At 75.1% G+C, this 19,591-nt stretch carries 16 protein-coding genes; 8 read left to right on the top strand and 8 right to left on the bottom strand.

Going from position 1 to position 19,591, the window contains the following annotated elements; translation table 11 throughout:
- Nucleotides 1-12: 12 nt before the first annotated feature.
- Complete coding sequence (locus ACL02R_RS07155; RefSeq protein ID WP_412796185.1) at nucleotides 13-855, top strand: pentapeptide repeat-containing protein; 843 nt, start codon at nucleotides 13-15, stop codon at nucleotides 853-855.
- A gap of 123 nt (nucleotides 856-978) precedes the next feature.
- On the opposite strand, the gene ACL02R_RS07150 is transcribed toward ACL02R_RS07155, so the two are convergent.
- The 3 genes from ACL02R_RS07150 to ACL02R_RS07140 all read right to left on the bottom strand — a co-directional run bounded on the left by ACL02R_RS07150 (nucleotide 979) and on the right by ACL02R_RS07140 (nucleotide 4,399).
- Nucleotides 979-2,412, bottom strand: coding sequence for an FGGY-family carbohydrate kinase (locus ACL02R_RS07150; protein WP_412796005.1), 1,434 nt, complete (start codon nucleotides 2,410-2,412; stop codon nucleotides 979-981).
- Nucleotides 2,413-2,607: 195 nt separating this feature from the next.
- Nucleotides 2,608-3,825 (bottom strand): cation:proton antiporter, encoded by a 1,218-nt coding sequence (locus ACL02R_RS07145; RefSeq protein ID WP_412796004.1) that lies wholly within the window; start codon nucleotides 3,823-3,825, stop codon nucleotides 2,608-2,610.
- A gap of 94 nt (nucleotides 3,826-3,919) precedes the next feature.
- Nucleotides 3,920-4,399, bottom strand: coding sequence for a cation:proton antiporter regulatory subunit (locus tag ACL02R_RS07140; protein WP_412796003.1), 480 nt, complete (start codon nucleotides 4,397-4,399; stop codon nucleotides 3,920-3,922).
- Between the two features lie 315 nt (nucleotides 4,400-4,714).
- Here ACL02R_RS07140 and ACL02R_RS07135 point away from each other — a divergent pair, with 315 nt between their 5' ends.
- Together ACL02R_RS07135 and ACL02R_RS07130 are read left to right on the top strand one after the other, a co-directional pair.
- Nucleotides 4,715-5,347 carry a helix-turn-helix domain-containing protein gene (locus tag ACL02R_RS07135; protein WP_412796002.1) on the top strand — a complete coding sequence of 211 codons (633 nt, stop codon included), beginning with the start codon at nucleotides 4,715-4,717 and terminating at the stop codon, nucleotides 5,345-5,347.
- The gene (locus ACL02R_RS07130) at nucleotides 5,344-6,735 is read left to right on the top strand and encodes an MFS transporter (protein WP_412796001.1); all 1,392 of its coding nucleotides are present in this window, start codon (nucleotides 5,344-5,346) and stop codon (nucleotides 6,733-6,735) included. The genes ACL02R_RS07135 and ACL02R_RS07130 overlap by 4 nt, the downstream gene beginning before the upstream one ends.
- On the opposite strand, the gene ACL02R_RS07125 is transcribed toward ACL02R_RS07130, so the two are convergent.
- Nucleotides 6,624-7,301 carry a class I SAM-dependent methyltransferase gene (locus ACL02R_RS07125; RefSeq protein WP_412796000.1) on the bottom strand — a complete coding sequence of 226 codons (678 nt, stop codon included), beginning with the start codon at nucleotides 7,299-7,301 and terminating at the stop codon, nucleotides 6,624-6,626. The genes ACL02R_RS07130 and ACL02R_RS07125 overlap by 112 nt on opposite strands.
- A 387-nt stretch (nucleotides 7,302-7,688) precedes the next feature.
- Here ACL02R_RS07125 and ACL02R_RS07120 point away from each other — a divergent pair, with 387 nt between their 5' ends.
- The 5 genes from ACL02R_RS07120 (at nucleotide 7,689) to ACL02R_RS07100 (ending at nucleotide 13,874) form a co-directional block, all read left to right on the top strand.
- Entirely contained in the window at nucleotides 7,689-8,945 is a 1,257-nt protein-coding gene (locus ACL02R_RS07120) for a sensor histidine kinase (RefSeq protein ID WP_412795999.1), read from the top strand.
- A complete protein-coding gene (locus ACL02R_RS07115; protein WP_412795998.1) occupies nucleotides 8,942-9,613 on the top strand; it encodes a response regulator in 672 nt (223 codons plus the stop codon). The genes ACL02R_RS07120 and ACL02R_RS07115 overlap by 4 nt, the downstream gene beginning before the upstream one ends.
- Nucleotides 9,614-9,682: 69 nt before the next feature.
- Entirely contained in the window at nucleotides 9,683-10,603 is a 921-nt protein-coding gene (locus ACL02R_RS07110; RefSeq protein WP_412795997.1) for an NADP-dependent oxidoreductase, read from the top strand.
- A gap of 258 nt (nucleotides 10,604-10,861) precedes the next feature.
- The gene (locus tag ACL02R_RS07105; protein WP_362956035.1) at nucleotides 10,862-11,839 is read left to right on the top strand and encodes an aldo/keto reductase; all 978 of its coding nucleotides are present in this window, start codon (nucleotides 10,862-10,864) and stop codon (nucleotides 11,837-11,839) included.
- Nucleotides 11,840-11,963: 124 nt separating this feature from the next.
- A complete protein-coding gene (locus ACL02R_RS07100) occupies nucleotides 11,964-13,874 on the top strand; it encodes a phosphatase PAP2 family protein (RefSeq protein WP_412795996.1) in 1,911 nt (636 codons plus the stop codon).
- A gap of 829 nt (nucleotides 13,875-14,703) precedes the next feature.
- Here ACL02R_RS07100 and ACL02R_RS07095 read toward each other — a convergent pair.
- Genes ACL02R_RS07095 through ACL02R_RS07080 form a run of 4 tightly spaced genes read right to left on the bottom strand, consistent with a single transcriptional unit; the run spans nucleotide 14,704 to nucleotide 19,590 of the window.
- Nucleotides 14,704-15,711 (bottom strand): hydroxyacid dehydrogenase, encoded by a 1,008-nt coding sequence (locus ACL02R_RS07095; RefSeq protein ID WP_412795995.1) that lies wholly within the window; start codon nucleotides 15,709-15,711, stop codon nucleotides 14,704-14,706.
- Nucleotides 15,712-15,716: 5 nt separating this feature from the next.
- Entirely contained in the window at nucleotides 15,717-17,753 is a 2,037-nt protein-coding gene (locus ACL02R_RS07090; RefSeq protein WP_412795994.1) for a DUF2264 domain-containing protein, read from the bottom strand.
- Entirely contained in the window at nucleotides 17,750-18,679 is a 930-nt protein-coding gene (locus tag ACL02R_RS07085; protein WP_412795993.1) for a sugar phosphate isomerase/epimerase family protein, read from the bottom strand. Before ACL02R_RS07085 ends, ACL02R_RS07090 begins: the two co-directional genes overlap by 4 nt.
- On the bottom strand, nucleotides 18,676-19,590 hold the full coding sequence (locus tag ACL02R_RS07080) for a carbohydrate ABC transporter permease (protein ID WP_412795992.1): 915 nt from the start codon (nucleotides 19,588-19,590) through the stop codon (nucleotides 18,676-18,678). The genes ACL02R_RS07085 and ACL02R_RS07080 overlap by 4 nt, the downstream gene beginning before the upstream one ends.
- Between the last annotated feature and the right edge of the window lies 1 nt (nucleotide 19,591).

Here is a 19,591-nt window from a genome sequence, read left to right as displayed (position 1 = left end):
CCCGTACGCGCCATGCCGGACGGCCCGCCGCCCGAGGCGCGGCGCGAGCTGAGCGCGGACTGCGGCGAGTGCTTCGGACTGTGCTGCGTCGCGCTGCCGTTCACGGCGTCGGCGGACTTCCCCGTCAGCAAGGCGGCGGGCAAGGCGTGCGGGAACCTCACCGACGCGTTCCGCTGCGGCATCCACGACCGGCTGCGCGGCGAGGGGTACACCGGCTGCACGGTCTACGACTGCTTCGGCGCGGGGCAGCGCGTCTCGCAGGTCACCTTCGGCGGGCGCGACTGGCGGCGCGAACCGGGCACGGCGCGCGCGATGTTCGACGCCTTCGCCGTCATGCGGCAGCTCCACGAGCTGCTGTGGTACCTCACCGAGGCCGCCGCCCTGCCCGCCGCCCTGCCCGCCGCCCGCCCGCTGCGCGCCGACCTGCGCCGCGCGCTGGCCGACGTCGAGCGGCTGGCGGACGGCGACGCCGCGGCCCTGGCCGGGGCGGACGTCCCCGCGCTGCGCGCACGCGTCGGCGACCTGCTCTCCCGCACCAGCGAACGCGTCCGCGCGGCCGTGCCTGGCCGGACGAAGGACCACCGCGGCGCCGACCTGATGGGCGCCCGCCTGCGGGGGGCCGCCCTGCGGGGCGCGAGGCTGCGGGGCGCGCTCCTGATCGCCGCCGACCTGCGGAAGGCGGACCTGCGCACGGCGGACCTGCTGGGCGCCGACCTCCGGGACACCGACCTGCGGGGCGCCGACCTGACGGACGCCCTGTTCGTGACCCAGCCGCAGCTGAACGCGGCAAAGGGCGACACGGCAACCCGCATCCCGCCCCACCTGACCCGCCCACCGCACTGGCTCCCTGCCTGACCTCTACCCCGCTCTCCCCGCCCGCCGGGAACGAGCGGCACTGGCGCGCGCCTGTCCCCGGAGAAGCGGTGGAGTGCCGGACGGCGGCCTGTCGCCCCCGTTCACCTGCCCGAGCAGCGCCGCTCAGGCGTCCAGCGGTGCGAAGGCGCCGGGGTGGTGTTCCTCGCGGACCGCGGCGAACTGCTGCCGTACGGCCGAGCCCACGGCCCGTTCGTCGCCTGGGTCCAGCGTCGCGCCCGGGGCGTCCGGCCAGGCCGGGGGTTCGGCCGGGGTCAGCGTCCCGTCCGCCACGCCCTGCGCCCATGCCGCCTGCCTGGCCGCGCCGATCGCCGTGTAGTCGGCCGGTTCCGGGATGACGACACGGGCGCCGAACAGCGCCGGGGCCAGTGCCTTGACGGCGGGCAGTTCGGCCGCCGGGCCGAGCAGGAAGACGCGGTCGATCCGGACGCCGCGGTTCCGCAGCACGTCCGCCGCGTCGGCGAGGCCGCACAGCATGCCCTCGAACGCGGCGCGCGCCAGGTGCTCCGGCTTCATGCTCTCGCGGCGCAGCCCGGTGAGGGTGCCCGCGGTGTGCGGGAGGTCGGGGGTCCGTTCGCCCGCGAGGTAGGGGAGGAGGACGAGGCCGTGCGCGCCCGGCGTGGAGCGGAGGGCCAGGTCGGAGAGGGCCGCGAGGTCCTGCCCGAGCATCTCGGCGGCGCCCCGCAGGACGCGCGTCGCGTTCAGGGTGCGGACGACCGGCAGGTGGCGGCCCGTGGCGTCGGCGAACGAGGTGATGGTGCCGGTCGGGTCGGTCAGCGCCTCGTCGTGCACGGCGCAGACCGAACCGGAGGCGCCGAGCGAGATGACGGCGTCACCCGGGCCGACGCCGAGGCCGAGGGCCGCCGCCATGGTCTCCCCGGTGCCGGCGGATATCAGCAGCCCCTCCGGGGTGCGGCCCGCCGACTCGGCGGGGCCGATGACGTCGGGGAGGTTCACGGGGTGGCCGAGTGCCAGCTCCGCGAGCTCGTAGCGCCAGGCCCCGGACACGGCCGACCAGTAGCCGGTCTCGGAGGCGCAGCCGCGGTCGGTGGTCCAGCGCCGGGGGCGGCCCAGCAGTTCCCAGACCAGCCAGTCCTGCGCCTGGAGCACGGTGGTGGTGCGCTTGGCGGCCTCCGGGTCCTCGCGCGCCAGCCGCCGCAGCCGGGTCACGGGCTGGTTGACGTGCGGCACGGAACCGACCGCCTCCGCCCACGCCGCCCGGCCGCCGAGCGCCTCGACCAGGCCGAGGGCCGCCGTGCGCGCGCCGTCGTCGCCGTCCGCCAGCGCCGTGCCGACCGGCTGCCCGTCGGCGTCCAGGGGGACGAGGCCGAGGGGCTGCGCGGTCACGCCGATGGCGGTGACGCCGTCCAGCATGCCGCCGTCCGTCGCCTCGCCGAGGGAGAGCAGCCACGCCCCGGGGGTGTTGCCGCTGACCGGGTGTTCCGCCATGCCCTGGCGGACGACCTGCCCGGTCTCCGTGTCGCAGACGACGATGCGTGTGTGGACGGACGAGCTGTCCAGACCGGCGACGATTCCCATGAGGTCAGATGATGCCTCATCCGAACGGCCCACCGGCCCCCGTGGTGGGCATACGGTCGCACCGGTGACAGGGTGCGGGCGGTTCCGTGACACACGCCCCGGCCCGGTGGCGCCGCGTGCCGCCGCACGCGTACGCCGTGGCCGGTGGTCGCCGTACGACGGCCCCGCCCGTCCGTTCTTCCCCCCGGGCGTCTCTCAGACGCCGGATTCGGCCCCGCGCGGTTCGCCGATGACCTGGGCGGTCTCCGGCTGCCGCGAGCGGCGCCACTCCACGACCTTCCGCGCCACCGGCTCCGTCCACCGCGTGGCGAAGGGGCCGACGATCACGAGGATCAGCACGTACGCCGTCGCCACCGGCGCGATCCGTGGCTCGGTGGCCGACGCGAGCCCCGCGATGACGATGGAGAACTCGCCGCGCGCCACCAGCGCGCCGCCCGCCCGGAACCGGCCGCGTGGCCCGATCCCCGCGCGCCGTGCCGCGTACCAGCCGGTCGCGATCTTCGTCCCGGCGGTGACCACGGCCAGCAGCAGCGCGGGCACCAGCACCGGCGGGATGTCCGTCGGGTTGGTCGACAGGCCGAAGAAGACGAAGAAGACGGCCGCGAACAGGTCGCGCAGCGGCGTGAACAGCCGCCGGGTGTTGTGCGCGACCTCCCCCGACAGCGCGATGCCCACCAGGAACGCGCCGACCGCCGCCGACACCTGGAGCCGCTGCGCGACGCCCGCCACCAGCAGCGTGAGACCGAGCACCACCAGCAGGAGCATCTCCGGGTTGTCCGAGGAGACGGCCTTGCTGATCACCCGCCCGTGCCGCAGCGCGAAGAACAGCGCGACGCCCGCCGTGCCCAGGGCGATCGCCAGGGTCAGGCTGCCGCTGGCGAGCCCCACACCCGCCAGCACGGTGGACAGGACCGGCAGGTAGACCGCCATCGTCAGGTCCTCGATCACGAGGATGCCCAGGATGACGGGTGTCTCGCGGTTACCGAGACGTTTCAGCTCCGTCAGGATCTTCGCGATCACGCCGGACGACGAGATGTAGGTGACGCCCGCCAGCGCGAGCGCGCCCACCGGCCCCCAGCCCAGGAGCAGACCCGCCACCGCGCCCGGGGTGGCGTTCAGCACCAGGTCCACGATGCCGGACGGGTACTGCGTCTTCAGGCTGTCCACCAGCTCGGTGGCCGTGTACTCCAGGCCGAGCATCAGGAGCAGCAGGATGACGCCGATCTCGGCGCCGACCTCGATGAAGTCCTCGGTCGTGGAGAGCGGGATGAGCCCGCCGTGACCGAAGGCCAGTCCTATGAGCAGGTACAGCGGGATGGGGGAGAGGCTGAGCCGTCCCGCCAGCCGTCCGACGAGGCCGAGGCCCAGGACGACGGCTCCCAGTTCGATCAGCATGGTCGTTGTGTCGTGCACGATCACCGCACCCTTCGATAGTCGAGGTCATTGACACGGCCCCGTGCGGCGCTGACCGCCGGCGGTCCCGTCCCGGGCGCCGGATGTCGGGACGTCACACTCCTGCGACGATGTCGGCCAGGTCGTCCACGCCCTCACGGGTGCCGACGACCAGCAACGTGTCACCTGCCTCCAGGCGGAAGTCCGGCCCGGGAGAGGGGTGCGCCCCGGTCCTGCGGAGCACGGCCACGATCGAGGCACCTGTCCTGGTGCGGGCCTTGGTGTCGCCCATGGGGCGCCCGCGGTAGGGGGAGTCGGGTTCGATCGGGATACGTTCGGTGACCAGGTCGATGCCGAGTTCGGCCACGCCGAGTCCCGCCTCGGCCCGCTCCGGTGCCATCACGGAGGCGAGGCGGGCGGCTTCCTCGGGTTCGAGCGGGACGGTGCACGCGCACGCGTCCGGGTCCTCGGGAGCGAAGAAGCTCACGAAACGCCTGCCGTCCTCGTGGGCGACGACCGAGATGTGCCGTCCGTCCCGGGTGGCGACGTCGTACTGGGTGCCGACGCCCGGCAACGGGGTGCGCCGCGTCACCATATGATCTGCCTCCTCAACCGCTGGTCCCCGCCACCTTAACCCGCCCTGCCGACAACGGATCGGGCCCACCGCGCCCCCCGGGCAGGGGTGGAAGGGTGTGCGCCTCCATTGTCGCGGACATGCGGCGGGGAGCGAAGTCCCCTGCCGCGCAAGATCGTTGATCACGCGCCGGTGAGCCGACGGCCGACCCTCCGCCCCCTTCCGTTCGCCGCCGGAGCCGTGTGGCCCCATCCTCGAACCACCCGGATTTCTTTGCAACAGGTTTTTTGCAGAAAAAGCTTTGCAGCGGTCTCTTGGTGGACTACGGTGAGTGACATGACCGAACGACCCGGCCCTCCGCTCCCCGAGGGTTTCGACCCGCAGCAGAACGTCGCCCTCGATGCCCGGGGGCTGCGCGCGCTCGCGCATCCCCTCCGCATCCGCCTCCTGGGTCTGCTGCGCGCCGACGGGGCCGCGACGGCCACCGGCCTCGCCCAGCGGACCGGCCTCAGCTCGGGCGTGACCAGTTACCACCTCCGCCAGCTCGCCGCCGCCGGGTTCGTCGCCGAGGACGAGGAGCGGGGCACCGGGCGGGAGCGGTGGTGGCGGTCGGTCCACCGGGGCACCTCGTTCGACGACGTGTCGGTGGCCCGCAGCGAGCCGGAGGCGACCCTCACCTACCTGCTGGCCGTCGCCGCCTCGCACACCGAACTGGCCGAGACGACGATCGGCGCCCTCGACGCCATGCCCGAGGTCTGGCAGGAGTCCGTCGGCCTGTACGACGCCGCGCTGCGCCTCACGCCGGAGGAGACCGGGGCGCTGCGCCGCGACCTGCGCGAGGTCGTCGCGCGCTACCGGCGGGACGTCGTGGACGCGCCGGTCGAGGCGCCGCCGGGAGCCGAGCGCGTGGTGCTGGTCATGGAGATCCTGCCGGACCCGGCGATGGCGTCCCCGGGCGGCGTCCGATGAGCGGGCGGCGGCCGCTGTGGGGGCTGCTCGCGGCCTTCGCCGTGGCCAGGACCGGCACCGCCGTCTCGGCCATCGCCCTGCCCTGGTACGTCCTCGTCACCACCGACAGCGCCGTCCGCACCGGTCTGGCCGCCTTCTGCGAGCTGGTCCCCTATGTCGCCGCCAAGGCTCTGGCGGGCCCGGTCGCCGACCGGGCGGGACCGAGGACCGTCTCCTGGACCACCGATCTCGTCAGCGCCCTGTGCATCGGCCTGATACCCCTGCTCGCCGGCGCCGGGGCGCTGCCGTTCTGGCTGCTCCTCGTCCTGGTGGCGCTCATCGGCGCGGCGCGCGGGCCCGGTGACCTGGCGAAGGAGGTGATGGTCCCGGAGGCGGCCGACCGCTCCGGCGTCCCGATGGAGCGCGCGACCGGGCTGTCGGGAGTGGTCGAACGGCTCGCGGGAACCGTCGGGCCCGCCGTGAGCGGCGTGCTGGTCGCGCTGACCGGCGCGCTCGCCGGACTCGCGGTCAACGCGGTCTGCTTCGCGCTCGGTTCCCTGATCATCGCCGCCGCGCTGCCCCGGGGGATGGGCGCCGCCCCGCCGGGACCGTCCCCCGAGGGGCCCGGGGGCGCCGGGGCCGCGTCCGAGCCGGGGTACTGGCGCAGGTTCGCGGAGGGCATCGCGTACTTCAGGGCCGACCGGCTGCTGAGCGGGGTGATCGTCCTGGTGGCGGTCACCAACTTCCTCGACGCCGCGTTCAGCTCCGTCCTGCTGCCGCTGTGGGCACGTGAGTCGGGGCACGGCACTCCCGCGGTCGGCCTGGTCGGCAGCTGCTTCGGCGTCGCCGCGATCGGCGGCAGCGTGACTGCCGCCGCCGTGGCGCACCGGCTGCGCCGCCGCCCCGTCCTCCTGCTCGGGTTCCTGATCAGCGGCGCCCCCAGGTTCGGGGTGCTCGCGCTGGTCTCCGACGGGGCGATACCCCTGGGGGCGGCCCTGGTCCTCTTCGCCGTCAGCGGCTTCGGCGCCGGGTTCGTCAACCCGATCATCGGCGCGATCGTGTTCGAGCGCGTGCCCCGGTACGTGCTCGGGCGGACGCAGGCGTTCGGTGACTCGCTCGCCGCGGCGGGCATACCCCTCGGCGGGCTCGTGGCCGGTGCCGCGGTCTCCGCCGCCGGGCTGCTGCCCGTGCTGCTCGCCGCCACGGCCGTCTACCTCACCGCCACCACCGTGCCCGCGCTGCTGCCGTCCTGGCGCGACATGGACCGGCGGCCGGGCCGGGCGGCCGGGCCCGCGGGTCAGCCGCCGCCCACGCCCACGACGCCGCCGACCTCCACCGCTTTGCCGACCGTTGCGGCCGGAGCCGGAGCCGGGAGTGCGGCCGGGGAGAGGGGGCCGGTCGCCACGTAGACGAAGGCGGGCGGGAAGTTGCGCCACACCGTGCGGCCCGTCTCCACGCCCGCGAACGCGGCGCGGACCCGTGCCCGCTGGCGCCGCGCCGGGGCTGCCCAGCGCGTCCACGAGTAGCTGAACTGCGTGTAGGCGCCACCGGGGGCGAGGACCGAGGCGATGGTGTCCACCAGTGGCCGCTCCCCGTTCTCGAACACGGTGAACGGCAGCCCGCTCACCACCAGGTCGGCCGGTCCCGTGCCCAGCCCCGCGAGGATGCGGGGCAGCGCGTCCGCGCTGTCCTCGACCACCTCGACCCGGGGGAACCGCCGCGCCAGGTGGCCGGTCATGCGCGGGTTCAGGTCGATGGCGACATGGCGGCCACGGCCGCCGAGCAGCTCCTGGAGCGCGCCGGTGAACGCGCCGGTGCCGGGGCCGAGTTCCACGACGACCGGGTCGCCCGTCGCGGGCACGCGCTCGGCCATGCGCGCGGCCAGCGCGGAGGAGCTGGGCACCAGCGACGCCGTGCGCACCGGGTGCCGGAAGAACTCGCGAACGAACAGCGCGTGTCCCGTGCGCTCCACCATGGTCAGCTCCCTGCCTGTCGCCCTGCGGTGATCACGGTTGATCACGATCGGCGACCGGACGGCCGCGCGGCATCCGCAGACGAGCCGGAGAGAGCGGCCTGAAGGAGGAGGCGATTTCCACCTTGAGGCGTACGCGTCCAGTCGCCGGATGTGCTGTCCCCCGCGCGCCCGGGACAAGGCGGGGGGACGGCCCCGGCCGGACGCCCGCCGAGCACGCCGGTACGAAGGTGCGCGGCCTTGCCACCGCACCCACCGCACCCACTGGACGCATCCCGTGGACGCATCCCGCGACGCGCCTGCCCCGCCGGACCGGGCCAGGCCGGGACAAGAGACCTGCGCGGGCGCCTGGGCGGCGGGGTTTCCAGCCGGTCGGGATACTGTCGGGCCGTGCTGTTGACCTGGGTGGGACGTGCGGTGGGCGAACGGTTCGGCCCCGCGCGGTTCGTGCCTCTGCTGATCGGTCCCGGCTACCTGCTCTTCATGCAGCGCCCCCCGGTGACCTCCGCCGACTGGGCCGTGACCCTGGGCGCCGCCGGCCTGTTCCTGGCGGGCGGCAGGTGGCCGCTGGCCGTGACCGTCGCCATGTCCGCGCTCATCGTGGCCGCACACGGCACCGCCGTGTCCACGCCGGTCGTCGCCAAGGTGCTCGCCAGCGTGGCCCTGTTCGAGCTGGCCGTCCGCCGCCCCTACCGCACCGCCCTGCTGGGCATGCTGGCCGTGACCGTCGCGTATGTCGTCGTCCTCGACCAGCACGAGACGGTCGGCGGCGTCCTCGCGGTCGGCTACCGCGTGCTGTGCGTCGTCGGCGCGCCCCTGCTCCTGGGTGCCTACCTCCGCGCGTCCCGCGACGCGCTCGCCCAGGCACGCGCACGCGCCCGCGAGGCCGAGGAGCGCCGCGAACTGGCCGCCGAGGGCGCCCGGCTCGCCGAACGCACCGAGCTGGCCCGCGAACTGCACGACCTGGTCGCCCATCACGTCGCCTCCATGGCCCTGCGCGCCGGGGTCGCCCGCGAAGTGCTCCCGGGGCTCACCCCGCCGGTCCGCGAGGTGCTCGACGACATCCACTCCGCCGCCACCGCCACGCTCGCCGACCTGCGCCGGATGGTCGCCGTGTTACGGGACCCCGCGGCGCTCCAGGACACCGGACGCGCGGGCTCCGTGCTCGTCGCGCCCGCCGAACTCCCGGCCGCCGTCACCGCCGTCGTCGAGCGCTCCGCGCAGGCCGGGCTCCTCGTCGAGCCCCGCATCGACCCAGGACTCGACACCCTCGACGCCGTACGGGGCCTTGCCGTCCTGCGCGTCGTCCAGGAGGGCCTGACCAATGTGGCCAAGCACGCGGGCGCGGGCACACGCACCCTCGTGGCCGTCACCCTCGCCCACCCCCATCCCGCCCCCGGCCCCGGCCCCGGCCGTGCCGACCGCACCGTCCGCGTCGAGGTCACCGACGAAGGACCGGCCGGGCCGCCCGTCACCCGCCTGGCACTCCCCGCAGCCTCCACCGGCGGCGGCTACGGGCTCGTCGGCCTGCGCGAACGCGTCGCCCTCTTCGGCGGCACCCTCAGCGCGGGCCCGGCGCCGCGCGGCCCCGGCTGGCGGCTGCGCGCCGAGTTCCCCGCCCCTCGGGTCCCCCGGGAGACGCCATGATCAGAACGCTGCTCGTGGACGACCAGCGGCTCGTCCGCGCCGGTCTGCGCATGCTCTGCGAGTCCACCCCCGACATCCGCATCGTCGGCGAGGCCGCCACCGGCGCGGAGGCCGTCCGCCTCGCCGAGGCCGAACGCCCCGACGTCGTCCTCATGGACCTGCGGATGCCCGGCATGGACGGCACGACCGCCACCCGCCGCATCAACGAGGCACGCCCCGCCACCCGCGTCGTCGTCCTCACCACCTTCGACGACGACCACCACCTGTACCCGGCGCTCGCCGCCGGTGCCTGCGGCTTCCTCGCCAAGGACGCGGCCCCCGGCGAACTGACCGACGCGATACGGCACGCGGCCGGCGGCGGCAGCCCGTTCAGCCAGGCCGTGCTGCGGCGCCTCGTCGGGCAGGCGACACGGGCCTGGCAGGGCCGCGAGACGCCCCCCTGCGACCCGTTGCCCGAGCTGACCGCACGCGAGCGGGAGATCCTCGGCCACGTCGGACGCGGCCTGTCCAACGCGGAGATCGCCGCCCGCGTGCACATCGGCGTGACGACGGTGAAGACGCACGTCGCGAGCCTGATGCGCAAGACCGGCAGCGCCACCCGCGTCCATCTGGCGGTGTTCGCCGTGCGCCATCCGCCCGGTGGTGGGCCGCGCGCGCTTGGCCCATAGTGGACCGGAGGCCGTGCGGGGGACCGGGCGGGGGCCGCGAGAGGGACGGAGCCCGCGAAAGGAGCCGGCATGCCGCGCGCTGTGAGGTTCGACGAGTACGGCGACATCGACGTCCTGCGGGTCGTGGAGGTGCCGCGCCCGGTGCCGGGCCCCGGGCAGGTCCTCGTCGAGGTGAAGGCCGCCGGGATCAACCCGGGTGAGGCCGGTATCCGCAAGGGGCTGCTGGACGCGATGTGGCCCGCGTCGTTCCCGTCGGGCCAGGGCAGCGACCTGGCGGGCGTGGTGACGGGCACCGGGGCGGACGTGACGGCGTTCGCGCCGGGCGACGAGGTGTTCGGCTTCACCGACGACCGGGCGAGCCAGGCCGAGTTCGTCGCCGTGGACGCGGCGAATCTGACGCCACGCCCCACCGGCGTCTCCTGGGAGGTCGCGGGCGGCCTCCCCGTCGTCGGCACGACGGCCTGGGCCTGCGTACGGGCGGTCGGCGTGACGACGGGCGACACGGTCGTGGTCTCCGGCGCGGCGGGTGGCGTCGGGACGGTCGCCTCCCAGCTGGCGAGGAACGCGGGCGCGACCGTCCTCGGTCTCGCCGGCCCCGCGCACCACGACTGGCTCGCCGAGCACGGCATCGTCCCCGTCGCGCACGGCGCGGGTGTCGCGGACCGGCTGCGGGCGGTCGCGGGCCGGACGCCGGACGCGTTCATCGACACGCACGGCGACGGCTACGTGCAGCTGGCCGTCGAACTGGGCGTGCGCCCCGAGCGGATCAACACCGTCATCGACTTCGACGCCGCCGAGCGGCACGGCGCGAAGACGGACGGCCAGGCCGCCGGGGCGAACGCCGACGTGCTGGCCGCCCTCGCCGCCCAGCTGCACAGCGGCGAACTGGAGCTGCCCATCGCCCGCGCCTACCCCTTGGAGGAGGTGCGCGACGCGTACCGGGACCTGGCGGGCGGCCACACGCTGGGCAAGATCGTCCTGGTGCCCTGACCCTCGCCCCACCGCACTCCGGCGTGCGTCACCTCGACCGTCACCTCGCCGGGACCTGGCACCGGCTCGGGCGCCTCCGCCACGCCGAACCGGCCCGAGGAGCACCGGGAGAGCTGCCGCCTCCTCGACCGGGCCGCCGCCGTCCTCGCCGAGCAGACGCCCGCCCGCTGCACCCCGCGTCCCGCCCGGCCGCCCCGGGCGGGAGACTGGCGCGGGCACCATGTGCCCCACCATGCACCGGCGACCACAGGAGCACCGATGGAGTACACACGCCTGGGCGGTTCGGGACTGCGCGTCTCGCGGATCGTCCTCGGCTGCATGAGCTTCGGCGACCCCGGACGCGGCACCCACAGCTGGTCGTTCGGCATCGAGGAGGCCAGGCCGTTCGTCCGCGCCGCGATCGAGGCGGGCATCACCACCTTCGACACCGCGAACTCGTACTCGCTGGGCGACAGCGAGGTCATCACGGGGAAGCTGCTCGGCGAGTTCGCCCGGCGCGACGAGGTCGTCATCGCGACCAAGGTCTACGGCCGCATGGGCGACGGGCCGAAGGACAGCGGCCTGTCGCGCGCCGCGATCCTCGCCCAGTGCGACGCCAGCCTGCGCCGCCTCGGCACCGACCACATCGACCTCTACCAGATCCACCGCTACGACCCGGAGGCGCCGGTCGAGGAGACGATGGAGGCGCTGCACGACCTCGTACGCGCCGGGAAGGTCCGCTACATCGGCGCCTCGTCCATGTGGGCCTGGCAGTTCGCGACCATGCAGCACGCGGCCGACCTGAACGGCTGGACGCGCTTCGTCTCGATGCAGGACCAGTACAGCCTGATCATGCGCGAGGAGGAGCGCGAGATGCTGCCGTACTGCCTGGACCAGGGCGTCGGCGTCCTCCCGTGGAGCCCGCTCGCACGCGGCCGGCTCGCCCGCGCCCCGGAGACGGTGACGCGGCGCAGCGAGAACGACGCGTTCGGCGCGCGCCTGTACCGGCAGGCGGAGGAGTCCGACCGCGCGGTGATCGAGGCGGTCGGCGCGGTCGCGGCCGAACGGGGCGTGACGCGCGCGCAGGTCGCGCTCGCCTGGCTGCTCCACCAGGCGCCGGTGACCGCGCCGATCGTCGGCGTGACGCGCGAGCAGCACCTCACCGACGCCGTGGCCGCCGTGGACCTCGGCCTCACCGACGACGAACTCGACCGCCTGGCCGCGCCCTACGTCCCCCGCCTGCCGGAAGGCTTCTGAACCGACGCCCCCGCCTCGCACGCCGCCGGGACGCGCCGGGTAGATTCTCGGGACATCGGCCGTTCACCGGGCAGACCGCGGACGGCACGCGGCATTCAGCAGACGAAGTCCAGAAGGCGTACGGGTGGCGGAGACCGAGAACGCGAGGGGCGGGCGCGCGTCCCGTGTCCGCCCCGTCGTCCTGTGCGCGCTGTGGCTGCTGGCCGCGGCCGTCGTCGTCCACCGCCTCGCCGCCGTCCTCGATCTGCCCGGCGGGGAACGGCTCACCGGCCGCCCCGCCTGGCTGGACGACGACGGCCTGCCGCTCCACAGCGCGGGCGGCTTCAGCGGCACACCGGCCGCCGCGCTGTTGCTGAAGGCCGTCACCGCCGTCACCGGGGAAGGGGCCGCCTGGGCGTGCGCCGTCCTGCCGGCCGCCGTCGCGGTGGCCGTCATCGCGTGCCGTGCCCTGCCCGCCGCGCAGCGTACGTGGGCGCTCCCCGCAGGGATCGCGCTGCTCGTCGCCGCCATCCCCGTGCGCGAGACCGTCACGGAGGCGCGGTTCGACATCGTCGCCGTCCCGCTGGCCCTGGCCGGCTGGCTGCTCGCCGCACGCCGCCCGTACGGCGCCGCGTTCATCGGCGCGGCCGCCGCCCTCCAGCCCGCACTGCTCCTCTTCGCCCCGCTGTTCCTGCTGACGGGCCGACGCAACGCGGCGGTGCTCACCGCCGGCACGTTCGCCGCCGTCACCGCCGCCGCGTGGGCGCTGCTGCCCGGCGACTCCGCCACGTTCTGGCTGCACCACCTCGCGGGCGCAGGGCTCGAACCCGCCCCCGACGACACCGCCAACCAATCGCTCCACGGTGCACTGCTGCGACTGGGGCTCACCGGCCCCGGCGAGATCGTCCTGTTCACGGCACTGGCCGCCGCCGTCTGCGCGCTCGCCCTGCGCCGCGCCGCCCGTCACACCACGGACGGGCAGCCGCTGCTGGCCGCCGCCCTCATCGGCTGCGCCGCCCTGGCCGCCACACCCGCCGCCCCGCAGCAGGCCCAGCTGTGGCTGGCCCTCGCCCTCGCCGGACAGGTCGGCCGCCGCACCGCGGACCGCCCCATGTGGCCGGTGTTCGTCGTCCTCGCCCTGGTCGTGCCCGGGGACGCCCTGCTGCCGAAGATGGACTCGCTGGCCGTCTTCGCCGACAACATCCCGCTGATCTGCGTCCTGCTCGCCACATGCGTGCTGCGCTTCCTGCCCCGCGAATCCGAGTCGTGGTCCCACCCGGCACGCGCGGGCCTCGCCTCCCGGCCGAACCTGCTGCTCGAACTCGCCCTGATCCGCGTCGGCTACTGGGCCTACTCCTACGTACGCGGCTACGTGCGCGGGGACCGCGAGACCGTCGAGGCGCACGGCCACCAGATCCTCGACATCGAACGCTTCCTGCGCATCGACATCGAGCACGCGGTCAACCACTTCGTGGCGGACCGGCCCTGGCTCGCGGACACCATGGACGTGTACTACGGCACGTTCCACTTCGCCGTCCCGCTGACGATCCTGGGCTGGCTGCTCGTACGCCACCCCGGCGCGTACCGCAGGGCCCGGCGCGCCCTCGCGTTCACCACGCTCTTCGGCCTGGCCGGTTTCTGGCTCTACCCGCTCGCCCCGCCGCGCCTGATGCCCGGCCTCGGCTACATCGACACGGCCAACGGCCCCCAGGACCTCGACGACCCGCGCTTCGGCGCCCTCACCGGCGTCACCAACCCGTACGCCGCCATGCCGTCGCTGCACGTCGGCTGGTCGCTGTGGTGCGCGCTGGTGCTGTGGCGGTGCGCCCCGTACGCGTGGCTGCGCGTGCTGGGCTTCGTGTACCCGGCGGCGACCACCCTCGTCATCGTCGGCACGGCGAACCACTACCTGCTGGACGCGGCGGGCGGCGTCCTCGTCGTCGTCCTCGGCTTCGCCACCTCCCGCGCGATCGGTCGCGCGCTGGCGGCACGGGAGCTGGCCGCCGGTGCGGCGGAGCGTGCCGGTGGCGGGGACCGCCTTCCCACCCGGGCCTGACCCCGCCGGACCAGCGGCGCGCCACGGGCACGACCGCTGTGCGCGGCGACTGGTTCGCGACGGTGTCCGGGGCGGGTGCGGTGCCGAGGAGGTGGTACAGCCGCCCGGCAGGGCGCCCCGGGGCACGGGCGCTGGTCGGCGGCCGGGACCGCTTCGTCCCGCTGCTGTCCGGCGCGGCCGGACTGCTGTGCTGTCCCCGGGTCTTTGGGGGAGGGAAGCGGAGCGGGATCACCGGCTCCGGGAGGCTTCATGGTGGCGCGCCGCAGTCTGCTCGGCCGCCTCACCGCCCTCTCCGCGACGACAGCGCCAGGGTGTGCGGGGTGTGCCCGTTCTGCCGTCAGCGGTGGCGCCGGAGCGCACAGGTGCGGCGGCGGTGGTCGGCGGCCGGGACGGTTTCGTACCGCTCCGGCCGTGGCGCGGCCGGACGGTGCGGCTGTCCCCGGTCTTCCCCGGAGGAAGGCGGAGTAAGGGCGACCGGCTCCAGGGCACTTCGCTGTGACGTGATGCGGTGTGCTCGGCCGTCTCACCGCCGTCTGCGCGAGACAACGCCGGGCGCGCGCGGGTGTGGCGGCGGTCGGGGGCGGCCGGGACCGCTTCGTCTCGCTCCCGCCCGGCGCGGGCGGACGGCGCGCCGTCCCCGGCTCCCAGGGGGCGTCTGCTCGCGCCGGGCGCGTGGTCCTGCCGTCGGCGGTGGTCAGGCCGCCGCGACCGCGTTCCGCTGGTGCGCCGGACGGCGCGGGGTCGCAGGCCGGTCGTGCCCTGACCCGTCCTCCCGGCCACCGGTGTCGGGGTTCCGCGCGTGTCCGTCGCGGCCCCGACGCCCGTGGTGTCAGGCCAGGCGGTCGTACGTGTCGGCGCGGATCGCGTGCTCCAGCGGCTCGCCGCGCAGGAAGCGCTCGATCTCCGCCACCACGATCGCGCCCTGCGTGCGGCGCGAGTGCCGCGTGGCCGCGCCGATGTGCGGGGTCAGCGTGACGTTCGGCAGCTCCCACAGCGGATCACCCGGCGTCAGCGGCTCGTCGTCGAAGACGTCGAGCGCCGCCGAGATGCGGCCCGACCGCAGCTCCGCGACCAGCGCGGGCCCGTCGATCAGCGCCGAGCGCGCCGTGTTGACGAGCACGCCGCCGTCCGGGATCAGCGCGAGCCGCCGCGCGTCGAGCATGCCGCGCGTCTCGTCCGTCACCGGTGCGTGCAGCGCGACGACCGGGCAGCCGGCCAGCAGTTCGTCCAGCGGGGTGGGCACCACGCCCAGCCGTTCCGCCTCCGCCTCCGGGAGGTACGGGTCGTACACCGGCACGGTCGCGCCCAGCGCGCGCACCAGCTCGATGTACACCCGGCCCACCCTGCTGGCGCCCACCACGCCGATCCGCGTGCCCGCCGCCGTCGTGCCCAGGGGCACCGCCTGCGCGGCGGCCCAGTCCCGCCCGCCGTGCATCGCACGATCCACACTGTGCAGCGACCGCAGGTGCCCGATCGTGAACCACAGCGCCAGCTCCGCCACCGAACGCGCCATACCCGCCGCCGCGTGACTGAGCGACACCCCGTCGGCCACCAGCGACTTCGGCACGAGCCGCCGCACCGTGCCCGCGCTGTGCGCGACCAGCCGCACCCGGCCGAGCGCTTCCCGCCGCTCCGGCAGCGGCGGCGTGCCCCAGCCCGTCACGAGCACGTCCGCGTCGGCCCGTACGGCCGCGTCGCCGCTGCCGCCGGTCCGCACGACCGCGCCGCACGCCGCCAGCCGCGCCCGCAGCGCGGCGTCGAACAGGTCGTCTGCCAGCTCGTCCCGCAGGTCGAGCGCGATCGTGGTCCGCCCGTCCGCCACGCCACTCACCGCCACGCCACTCACCGCCACGCCGCGACGGCCACCGCGGCCACCGCGTCCATGTCGATCACCGTGTCCGCCCGCCCGCTCGCCCAGACGACGCGCACCCGCCCGCCGTCCTCCACCTCGGCCCGTGCCCCGGCGGTGTCCGCCGACGGCGCCGCCGTGGCCTCGTCGCTGTCCAGCGACGCCAGCGCGACGTACAGCCCGCCGCCCGCCTCGCCGTACAGCTGCGGCACCACTGCCCACCGCCCATAGGCCGTCCCCGCAGGGGCGATCTCGGTACGCGCCTCCGCCCAGCCGTGCAGCCCCAGCAGCCGCGACGCCAGCGGCGCCCCGTCCACCTCGGCCGACACCGCCACAGACCCGTTCCCCTGCTCCGTCACCAGTGACTCAGGATCCGCACCCGCCACCGCCCAGCCGGACAGCCGCACCGGCGCGCCGGGCGGCACGTTCCACAGCCGGTGCACGCGCACCTCCCACGGCCCGTCCACCGCCACCGCGCTGTCGATGCGCACCGACGGCAGCACCGGCCCGCCCGGCGCGTCCGGGCTCGCCTCGAACGGCGCGAAGTCCGCGAAACGCGGCGCGTGCCAGGACGCGATCCAGTTGTCCCCGCCCCCCGCCCGGTGGATGCGGCGCCGTACGCTCCAGACCCCCCGGTAGCGCACCGAGACGTCGTTGTCGGGCGCGTTGTGCAGCGTCGTCGGCCCGGTCCGCGTCGAGTACGCGAGCCGCGCGTACAGCGGATCGGGTGCCCCGGCGTCCGCCTGGTGCGGCTTGACGTGGTCGCTGCCGTGGTTGTGCACGCGGACGAGCCCGTCCCGCGCGGTGCGCTGCACGAGCAGCCCTGTGGGCAGGATGCTGCGCACGAAGTCCTCCCGCTCGTACGCCGGTGCCTCCTCCGTCGCCGTCCACAGGCCGTGGTCCGCCGGGAGCATCAGCGCCGCGAAGCCCTTCGACGCCCAGTACGGCGAGCCCGGCCCCGAGTAGCGCTGGAGCGTCGGCTCGCTGTGCGGCCCGTGCCAGCCGAGGCTGAACACGCCGTCCGTCGTCGCGCCCCGGTCGAGGAAGTAGCGCAGGCAGGCGGACAGGACGCGCCGCGACTGCCCGTGCGTCAGCGGCGTACGCCCGGTGACCTCGCCCATCGCGACGGCGGCCAGCGTGCCCGTGCGGTACGTCAGCGACCGTCCGTGGTGCAGCGGCGCGCCGTTGCGGTCGAACGTCGGCGCGTAGCTGCCGAGGAACTCCTCAAGGCGGTCCCCGAGCCGCCCCAGCAGCGCCTCGTCGCCCCGCAGCCGCGCGTGCAGCAGCGGGTAGAGGTGCAGCGCCCAGCCCACGTAGTGGTCGAACGCCTGCCCGTCGCCGTCCGAGTACCAGCCCTCGCCCCGGTACCACTGCTCGATCAGGCCGAGGCCGCGCGCGATGACGTACGCCGTCTCCTCGTCGCCGCGGCCCACGCCCTCCAGGAAGCTCGCGATGGTCAGCGGGAAGAGGTACCAGTTGTTGGACGACGGCTCGTGCCGCAGCGCGTGGCGCAGCCAGGCGTCGAGCCGGTCGCGCTCGCCGGGGGAGAGCCGCTCCCACGAGTCGGCCCTGGTGAGATGCAGGCTCAGCGCCACGGAGGCCGCCTCGACGTGCGCCTGCCCGTGCCGCCCGACGTGCCCGATCACCGGCCACGCGTCGGTGTCGTCCCGGCCCGGGTGGCGCGTGCCCGCGACGACGCCCTCCAGGTAACGGTCCAGGTGGCCGTGCGGGTCGGCGCCGCCCTCGCCGACGTGCCGGAACGCGGCGAGCAGGAACGTCCTGGCGAACCCCTCCAGGCCGTCCGTCCGCACGCCCTGCTGCGACGCCGGACCCGGCAGGTCGATGCGCGCGCCGCCGGGGGAGCGGTAGCGGGCCGCCGACAGCAGCAGGTCGTCGGCCACCGCGAGCCAGTGGGCGCGGGTCAGGCCGGTGTGCGGGCTCAGCGCGCGGTCCTCCGGGGGCGACGCGACCCGCGTGAGCGCGGCGGCGAAGCGGTCGGTGCCGGGCAGTTCGAGCGGGGTGGGGGTCATGCGGGGGATTCCTCCGGGGGATCGGTGAGCAGGGGCGCGGCCCAGGTGCGTACGTGGGTCAGCGCCTCGTCGAGGGTGGGCAGCTCCGGGTGCCACATCCGCTCCCATTCGAGGGACAGCGGGCCCGCGTAGCCGTCGGCGCGCAGTGCGGCGGCCAGGGCGTCCACCGGATAGCCGCCGGTGCCCAGCGGGACGGGTACAGGATCGGCGGGTGCGCGTACGTCCTTGATCTGCGCGTACGCCAGCCAGGGCCGCAGGAGGGCGAGGCTTTCGGCGGGTGTCTCGCCGTGCGTCCAGGTGTGCGCGGTGTCCCAGACGACGCCGCAGCCGTGGCCGGGTGCCTCGCGGTCGAGGAGGGTGAGGAAACGGGCGGTGCGGTCGGCGCGGGAGTGCGAGTCGTGGGTCTCGACGGCGATGGTGACGCTCGCCGCGGCCGCGTGTGGCGCGACGTGCGCGAGCCGGTCCAGCGCGCGCCGCTCGCCCTCGGTCGGCGCGCCGCCGCCCCGTTCGCCCGGATCGTGCATGCTGCTCGGATCGTTCGTGCTGCTCTGATCGTTCATGCTGCTCTGATCGTTCATGAAGGCACGCACGGCCCGCGCGCCCGACGCCGCGGCGAGGTCCACATGGGCGAGCAGCGCGTCCCGCTGGTCGTCGTCCGGCCCCGCGGACGGCGCGCACAGCCGTACGTAGGTGTTCAGCGCGAGCACCGCGAGGCCGGCCGACTCCAGTTCGGCCCGCACCCGGGCCACCCGCGCGGCGGGCAGCCCGGTGTGCAGGATCTCGCCCTCGGCGGACCGCAGTTCGACGTACGGGCAGCCGTGCCGCCGGGCGAGCGCGGCGACCTCGGCCGGCGGCGCGCCGGGGCAGCCGAGCGTCGCGAAGCCGAGCCGGTCGCGCGCCGCCCGCGGCGCGGGCAGCGGGCTCATCCCTTGAGCCCCGTGTTGGCCAGGCCCGCGATGAAGTACCGCTGGCCCAGGACGAACACCAGGATCATCGGCAGCGTCGCGACCGCCGACATCGCCATCAGGAACGGCCACTGGATGTCCCCGCTCTGCGCGAACGTCGCCAGGCCGAACTGGAGCGGACGCAGGTTCTCCGACGCGGTCGCCACCAGCGGCCACAGGAAGCCGTTCCACGCCGACTCCATGTTGAACAGCGCGATCGTCACCAGCGCGGGCTTCGCCAGCGGCATCATGATCCGCAGGAAGATGCCCAGCTCCGACACGCCGTCCACGCGCGCCGCGTCCGCCAGCTCGCCCGGCAGCGAGAGGAAGAACTGCCGCGCCAGGAACACGTACATCGGCCCCGAGACGAACGGGACGATCAGCGCCGCCCAGGTGTTGATCCAGCCGGTGCCGCCCGTGCCGAGGATGTCGTTGCCCCCGGCCAGCGGGATGTGCCGCACGACGTGGAACAGCGGCACGATCAGCACCTGGAACGGGACCGTCAGCAGCACGATGAAGTAGTTCAGGAACGTCCTGCTGCCCTTCACCGGCAGGTGCGCCAGCGCGTACCCGGCCGCCGTGGACAGGATCAGCACCGGGATCGTCTGCCCGACCACGACGATCAGGCTGTTGCGGAAGTACATGCCGAACGGCGCCGCGTCCAGGGCGTCCGTGTAGTTGCGCCACTGGATGCCGTCGGGCAGCCAGGAGAACGCCTCCACCTCGCCCATGGACTTGAACGACGTCAGCACCATCCACAGGAACGGCGCGACCATCAGCAGGCCGCCGACGCTCAGCACCACGTACAGCAGTGCCCGTCCGGCGCGGACGCTCGGCGGCCGGTACGAGACCGGCTTCGCGGGGGCCGCGGTGGCCCGGGTGGGTGTCGCCACG

This window comes from Streptomyces sp. MS19 (assembly GCF_047200595.1).
GTDB lineage: Bacteria > Actinomycetota > Actinomycetes > Streptomycetales > Streptomycetaceae > Streptomyces.
This window is presented reverse-complemented; position numbering and strand designations above follow the sequence as displayed.